5 protein-coding genes are annotated in these 7,339 nt (G+C 42.0%); 3 read left to right on the top strand and 2 right to left on the bottom strand.

Annotated elements, in window-relative coordinates; translation table 11 throughout:
- Positions 1-34: 34 nt before the first annotated feature.
- Positions 35-2,854: an autotransporter outer membrane beta-barrel domain-containing protein gene (locus KP80_RS23395; RefSeq protein ID WP_082221714.1), complete on the bottom strand. Its 2,820-nt coding sequence runs from the start codon at positions 2,852-2,854 to the stop codon at positions 35-37.
- A 931-nt stretch (positions 2,855-3,785) separates the two neighbouring features.
- On the opposite strand from KP80_RS23395, the gene KP80_RS05545 reads away from it, so the two are divergent.
- The 3 genes from KP80_RS05545 (at position 3,786) to KP80_RS05540 (ending at position 5,270) form a co-directional block, all read left to right on the top strand.
- Positions 3,786-4,166, top strand: a complete 381-nt coding sequence (locus KP80_RS05545; protein ID WP_052282592.1) for a hypothetical protein — start codon at positions 3,786-3,788, stop codon at positions 4,164-4,166.
- Positions 4,167-4,194: 28 nt separating this feature from the next.
- A complete protein-coding gene (locus tag KP80_RS23045; RefSeq protein ID WP_156315599.1) occupies positions 4,195-4,773 on the top strand; it encodes a hypothetical protein in 579 nt (192 codons plus the stop codon).
- A gap of 206 nt (positions 4,774-4,979) precedes the next feature.
- On the top strand, positions 4,980-5,270 hold the full coding sequence (locus tag KP80_RS05540) for a VF530 family DNA-binding protein (protein WP_052282591.1): 291 nt from the start codon (positions 4,980-4,982) through the stop codon (positions 5,268-5,270).
- A gap of 154 nt (positions 5,271-5,424) precedes the next feature.
- Here KP80_RS05540 and KP80_RS05535 read toward each other — a convergent pair whose 3' ends face one another.
- Positions 5,425-7,206, bottom strand: a complete 1,782-nt coding sequence (locus KP80_RS05535; RefSeq protein WP_052282599.1) for a sigma-54 interaction domain-containing protein — start codon at positions 7,204-7,206, stop codon at positions 5,425-5,427.
- Positions 7,207-7,339: the final 133 nt, after the last annotated feature.

The following is a 7,339-nucleotide window of genomic DNA, read 5'->3' as shown; positions in this document are numbered from 1 at the left end:
ATATTACCCGGTGATCGTGTTTTATCTGACCGCGTTAGAAATTATACTTTGCGCCAATCATGGCAGAACTGTTGTTATAGCCCTGGTCTCCTACCTGAACCCCAACGTTGCCCCACAGATTCAGGTGCCTGGTTAGCTGGCCTTCAACACCCACTTTGACCTCACCTAAATTGCGTGCCCCGGCCTGACTGACACGTATGTCGTCCATTTTCGCGCTATAGTCGCGAGTGTTATGCAGCCAGTTAGCCTCGATGAATGGTTCGAAACTGCGATCTTTCCCCTCGTCCATTGCATGATGGCTTTTCAGGAATGCACGTACGCCCAAACGTGTCTGGAGGTTGCCATCACCCTCGCTGCTGACATTGGAGCCATTACGTTCGTGGTGATCATCAGCTTTAACGCCCATCCAGGTCGCCTGTGCCTGCGGTTGAATGTACCATTCATTTAGTGATCCCTTACTGCCGGAGAATTCTCCCATTTTCGCGGTATAACCTGTTTCAATCGATGCGGTTACCCCTTTTGAGCGATAGGATTCACTCGCTAGCTGCTCACCGTTAACATGGTTGTTGAACCAGTTATATTGCAGCCAGCTATCGACGTACAATCCACTCTTATCGACATCGTTGGCAAACCATGAACCGTAAGCACCAACGCTGTACCCATTAAGGGACCCTTTGGAGGTGTAGCCCGATGCAGATGAATGCGTGTTATTCCGGCTATTGGCATAACCGCTCATCAGCCCCAGGTGACCACGATTTAAACCATTGGACGTCCACTGAGCGATATCCCCACCTAACTGAACGACATAACTATTGCTCTGTGTTTTCAATTGCCCACTGCTATCGCGCCAATTGTTATGACTGCCCACCTGGCGAAGCCACAAACTCGTCACTTTATCTTCGCCGGTTAATGCATCCACATATTGTGTTTCACCCAGCCTATCGTGTAGCCGCGTGTTAAACAGCGTATTCGCTGCTGCAATATTTGCGATATAACTCCCCGCTTCCGGACGGATAACGTTTTCATTTTTAGGGATAAATTTGCTGGTTAAATACCAGTTTTTTTCCTGGCCATTGGTTCCGCGAACCAATGAATAATCGTAGGCTCCCGAGACAATACGGCCATTCTTCATAAACGTACCTGCAGAATCCCCGGCAACTGAAATCAGCTTAATACCTTCAACAGTTTGGGCCCCATAACCGCCAAGATTATTAACCGTAACGAGACTGCTTCCTGATGTATCACCATTAATTATCAACTGATCTGTCGGTGACGAGTCATCATTTAGCACGGAGTTATAAATAACATGGCTACCCTTCTCTCCTGTGTAATTACCATTAATCAACAGTGTATTGCCAGCCTGATTTGACTGGGTGTTGTTAATATGTACAGCACCACTATTTAGAACATCACCATCGATTACTGCATGGTTTTTAACGTAAATATTTGCACTGTTTGTCAGTGTTTTAGTCAGTAATGTCGCATCGTCTAGCAAGATGCCGCCCTGCTGGATATCCACAGTTTCAAACTGCCCTGACGTTTGCGTGCCCGTTAAAGTCCAGGTTGATAATCCCTGTTTTTCCAGATAATTAATACCGACGATAGCATCGGTGTCAGAACTGGTGTTTTCGCCCTGGAAACGTGAAAGTGTAATAGCGGAATCACCGTCACCCGCCAGGATAACTTTGCTATCCGTCAACCCACCAAAGCGATCGGGTGCTATGTTAACCCGGCCATCAATTTCCCATCCTTGTTTTAGTGCTAAAGCGAATGACTTCTGATCGCTGACATCAATAGCATTAATACCAGTTCCGGTTGTGATGGCACCCGAGTTTTCGATATAGTAATTGGCCCAGGCGCCATTAAGTGCTAGCGCACTATTTTCACCGGATATTAAGCCACTGTTAATGATTGAAATATTGCCCTCAGTGCCATCAACAAAGCTACTTGATGTATAAATCAACAGGGCATCCTGGCCGCGAATGGTGCCTTTATTGTCAATGTGTAAGTTGACATTATCACCAAAGTCAAAACGGAATCCCATATTAGTTGAGGTAATGTCACCTGTATTATCCAGATTAAATGTTGATGCTTTTCCTAATCGGATCAAACTTGCACCATCACTGAGGATTTTTTTATTATTAGCTATATTAACTGTACTATTATCCCCAGCAAATACGTCAAAAGCTTTCCCGGTGGAGACGATATCACCATTATTCAAGAACGAGAATGAACTATTATCAGCAAGTTTAGAATCAGTAATTCCGTCCACTAAATTCATATCGGCATTATTAACAACCGCAATGCTAGAGTTATCCCCGATTTTCGAATTAATGGCATAACTGGCTCCCACTTCACCATCAAGATTAATCTTTACCGTTGAGTTATCCTCTGTATAGGCAATAATCCCGATAGTATTGACATTCATGTTTCCAGCATAATCAAGATTTATTACTCCGCCATCACCATTACTATTTAATACTATTCCATCTCCATTATTGACAGAATCAATATCAGCAAAGATTTTTGCATTAATTGCATTGCCTTCGCCTGAAGCAGTAATATCAATGACGGTACCATCACTTGAACTGATCGATGATTTTCCAGTTGATGTTACATTGACTACTTTTGCGCCAGAATCGATATACAAGCTATTTCCACTACTGGTATTTAGCGTATAGCCATCTTCAATAGTTACGGATAAATTCTCAGTGCTATTAACAATTTCTTGTGTTTCGGAATCATTCCCTGAACACAGGTAGGCGTTGTCATTTAGAATGCATGAAGTATAACCGTACGATGGCAATAAGGCCGTTATTAATAAAATAGTTCTGGATTTGTTATTTTTGAGCATCGTCCCTCCTATGGATAAGAATTCAAATAAATAACAACCCAGATACTATGTTTACATTTTTTATAACGCAATAGAATAAATTATTCCATATTCCATTTTAAGCTAATGCAGATACTCATGAGGCAGTTGAGACCAGTTCTTCTTATATATTATTATTCTGTACGAATTACATATTTTGGTTTGGTAGAAGTCAAAAAATTCATGGCATGGTGTTTCTTCCCTTATCAAAATACGGGGCTCCAGGCCCTTTCGGCAATGAATGCATGAGTCACTTTTCAGGTTTTAACCGTGAAAGTGTAAAGTTTTTACGCAATGAATACTTAAACAAAACTTAACATTATTTTTTTGTGCGCCACAGCTGGTTTTACAAATATGCAACACCATCAGATTCAACCCCAATGTCGATACCCATCTATCCAATTGAAAAGCTGAGATTTTATGTTTTTCTTGAAATTTTATACCCAGGATAATTATTTCTCATTGTTATCTTTTTGGTGATATTTTGATCGCAACATGCTTTTTTTAGATTAAATCATTAAGAATATTCCTAGGTCACCTAAGGTGAGTTGAAATATCAAACATTCAACCAGGAAGCATAACTTCCTGTATTACATTGATTTAATTTAAACAGTGTTCTTTTACACTAAAAAAAACGCTTTTATTGACTTTTATCACTAAATGTTAATTTTGTTTATATTCGGTTTTTTTTGAGTTGCACTGAAATCATTTTCAGTTATTTTGTTCATTACAAATCACATATTCAGAGGAATAACCTACATAAAAATATTAATTCAGTACGTTATTTTCACCATCGTAGTCTGATTGCCAGAAATGTACTCAATCAATAAAATTCCAACCTATGGCGGGATGTGATTTTTTACATGAGTTCTTCGGGGTATATCGTTAACAACACTTATGGAGAAGTGACAAAGTGAGCGCGGCATTGGCAATCTATGGATATAATATCAACAACACTATCGAGTATCGTCTCAATACCGGGATTTTGATCAACATTGTCAATGGCAAGACTAACAAGCTGGGCGATACAAATCGTAGACTTCTCAATTTCTTAATCAGTAAGAGTGATGCCCTGTGGGTCAGCGATTTAGAAATCATTCATTGCGTTTTTGAAGAACATGGACTTCGCTGTTCATTCCCCAGACTGTGGAATGCAATGAAAAGATTAAAGGAAATATTCGAAAGTATTGATGGTAGTCTTGAATTCATCAAAAGACAGGATGCTAAAGGCTATTACCTCAGTTATAAATCAAGGGAAATACTGTTGATAAAAGACACATCAATTAAAATCTGACACCTGGGTTATGTAAGAGTGTTCCATCATGATTTTATTCTATTCTAAGAGTTTTGTTAATATTAATGCCTTTAACAATCTGGCTCATGATTTAAATCTATCAAATGTATTTGCATTTACCGATCGTGTTCGTTTTCTAACCTGTGCAACCTTAATAAGGGATGCAACCTATATTATTGACACTGTGAGTGCGATCCCGGGTGATGTTAACTGGATTAATCAGTACCTTTCAACCAGAGTTAAACCGGAGCGGATTCATTATATAGCACACCCAGCTATTTTAAAGAATAGCTATAGTAGTTACGTAAATACAATTACAACACTGGTTGAACTACGGAAGAAGTTAGTAAAAATACAAAAAGAAAAGTACTCCCTACCCAATCGTCCTTTATCACAACACGTAAAAGAGAATGTAAGACGGCGACTGGGTGCAGGGTATTATAACGTCGTTCTTCATGAGCAAAGCACTCCCGAGGAACGGGATAGATATATTTCCACCCATGGACAAAGAGCATACCTCAACCGTCGTTATCAAATTAGCAGAAAGCTCAATCTTAGAACCTTACAAGAATATCGGTCTATGATCATGTTAATGAATGCCGACTAAGAGATAATGTAGTGCTTTGATTTATATGGGTTTTGTCATTTAATCGCACGCTACGTGAAATCTGTGTTTTTTCTAATGCTCTTGTACGCCAGAATTCGCGTACGTTAAGCGATAAAATGGTGTGTGACATTGCTGGCGGCCGTACTTTCTTGTACCCTTCTCAACCTGACTTGCCGGCCCCTTAACACGATAATGACGGACGCCATATGAATGCGCATAACTCAAAAGATCCCTTACACGGTGTAACCCTTGAAATGCAGGTGAATGCCCTGGTGGCGTATTATGGCTGGGAAAAATTGGGACAGTTAATCAGCATCAACTGTTTTAAAAAAGACCCAAGCGTGAAATCCAGTCTCAAATTTCTTCGCCGTACGCCATGGGCACGCGCTGAGGTTGAAGCTCTTTACCTGGATTCTCTTAAAGATATCGCGGACGATTCTGTGGCGAGTGCGGCATCAGATCCCTGGGCCAACAGTCGTATAAAGGCACGCGAGTAATGTGCTCTGCGGGTCATATTGCCTATCTTAAAATGGCGTCCAACCTCTAATGCCTGCCGATTAATACAATGCAATAGTAAGCACTTACTATTGCATTGTGCGTTCTGAGTCATTGCAGCAAATTCAAAGGATCTCCCCTCGCCTGCGTCGCGATCTAGGCAACGATCAGATCGTATTTTTTGATCTTGCGATAAAGCGTTGCAATACCGATACCCAGTTCGTCAGCCGCCTGTTTTTTATTACTATAACGGCTCAATGCGTCACGAATCATCTGCCGTTCCATCTCTTCGAGACCCGTGACTCCCTCTTCTTCCTTAACCACTCTTGAGCTTGCCGCTATAGTAGCTTCTCCGCGGTCAGTCGTTTTCCCCATACTGACCAAATTCGGTGGCAGAAGAGATACGTCAATCACTTCTCCCGATGGTACTACATTGACAAGATATTCCATCAAGTTACTCAGTTCGCGGATATTGCCTGGCCAGCGATAGTTTTTCAGAAGGCTAATGACTTCGGGATCGACTCCGGGGTAAACCAGTTCGAGACGGCGAGTATGTAGATGAAGGAAATAGTGAATCAGTAGTTCTATGTCATCCTGCCTATCCCGCAACGGTGGCAATCTCAGCGGAATCACGTTTAAGCGATAATAGAGATCTTCACGAAACTTCCCTTCGGCAATAAATTGATCCAGGTTTTGGTTGGTGGCAGAAATGATACGAATATTTACCGGCACGGGATTACTGGCGCCTACAGGCTGAATTTCTCGTGACTCGATGGCGCGTAGCAATTTAGCTTGTAGCGTCAGCGGCATATCACCGATTTCATCTAAAAACAGAGTGCCATCATTTGCGGCCTGGATAAGCCCGACCTTACCGTTGGTTGAGGCACCGGTAAATGCCCCTTTAACGTAGCCAAACAGTTCACTTTCGAGTAGTTGCTCAGGAATAGCTGCACAGTTGATGGCAATGAAGGGTTTATCTTTTCGGTCGCTAAGCTTGTGAACCGCCCGTGCAACGACTTCTTTACCCGTGCCGCTTTCACCTGCAATCATCACGCTTGATGGGCTAGGCGCAATGCGGCTGATAAGCTTCTTTAGCTGCCGCATTGGCCTGCACTCCCCAACCAACTGTTCGATTTGCGGTCCGTCCTGCGAGGTGGAAAGATCGGCCGATGAATGAGATTGATGAAACGCCATCAGAAATAGCCACTGATCCTGAATAGCATGAAGCTGTCCGATAACCAGCTCTTTTTTATCATCAATGGAAATAACGTGCTGAACGTGGCCTCGGATAAAATTCTGGGCGAACGTTAACGGTCGGAAATTCACCATCTTACCGACCATGTTACCTTGGGTGGTGCCAAGGATTTTCAATGCAGCCTGATTTACATATTTAACTTTTTGCTCCTGACTGACAACCAGCACGCCCTGATCCATATTATCAAGCATGGTCAAAAACATTTTCTGAATATTATCAGTGCCACCCTGATCTTCCAGGAGACGTGAAACGAATATGGAGGAGACGTGTCGAACATAATCAGAGAATTCAGTAATATTATCGTTTATTCTCTCCTGCTGTTCGCGAGTTAGTGCAATCAGACTAATCACACCGACGCACTGCTGTTGGTAAATAACCGGAGTGCCTAAAAAAGCCTTTTCTTTGCACGTTTCTTTATTTTCACATCCCTCACATAAAGGATCGTAGCGTGAATGGGTAACGACTTTTTCCTTCTTTGTTTCAATAATGTAACGAAGAAGTCGCGAGTCTGTGCTTAATTTTCTCCCAAGAAACTTTCCATAGATGCCTGTACCGGCTACGCGGCATAAAGAATTATCAACGATTTCAACTTCCAGCTGTAGCACGCTGGATAACATTCTTGCAAATCGTTGAATTGTAGGTTGAATCTGCATCAAGATAGATGGCGTCGATGAAGGTATCATAATATCACTCACTGAAAGCTAGGCTGGGTGAACGACTACATTTATATTCCTATACGGATACTACCGCAGGCTTAGGCATTAATTGGCATTGCCCCGCTCTGTTTTTCTCATCTTGCGCAAATTATGGAAGTAC

This window comes from Kluyvera genomosp. 1, from assembly GCF_001266615.1.
GTDB lineage: Bacteria > Pseudomonadota > Gammaproteobacteria > Enterobacterales > Enterobacteriaceae > Kluyvera > Kluyvera cryocrescens_A.
Note: the sequence above shows the minus strand (reverse complement) of the source record. Positions and strands in the feature narration are given on the sequence as shown.

Excerpts from the sequence above, each read along its gene's own strand:
- KP80_RS23045 (WP_156315599.1), top strand. The coding sequence starts at position 4,195 with ATGATTTTATTCTATTCTAAGAGTTTTGTTAATATTAATGCCTTTAAC.
- KP80_RS05535 (WP_052282599.1), bottom strand. The coding sequence starts at position 7,206 with ATGATACCTTCATCGACGCCATCTATCTTGATGCAGATTCAACCTACA.
- KP80_RS05540 (WP_052282591.1), top strand. The coding sequence starts at position 4,980 with ATGAATGCGCATAACTCAAAAGATCCCTTACACGGTGTAACCCTTGAA.
- KP80_RS23395 (WP_082221714.1), bottom strand. The coding sequence starts at position 2,854 with ATGCTCAAAAATAACAAATCCAGAACTATTTTATTAATAACGGCCTTA.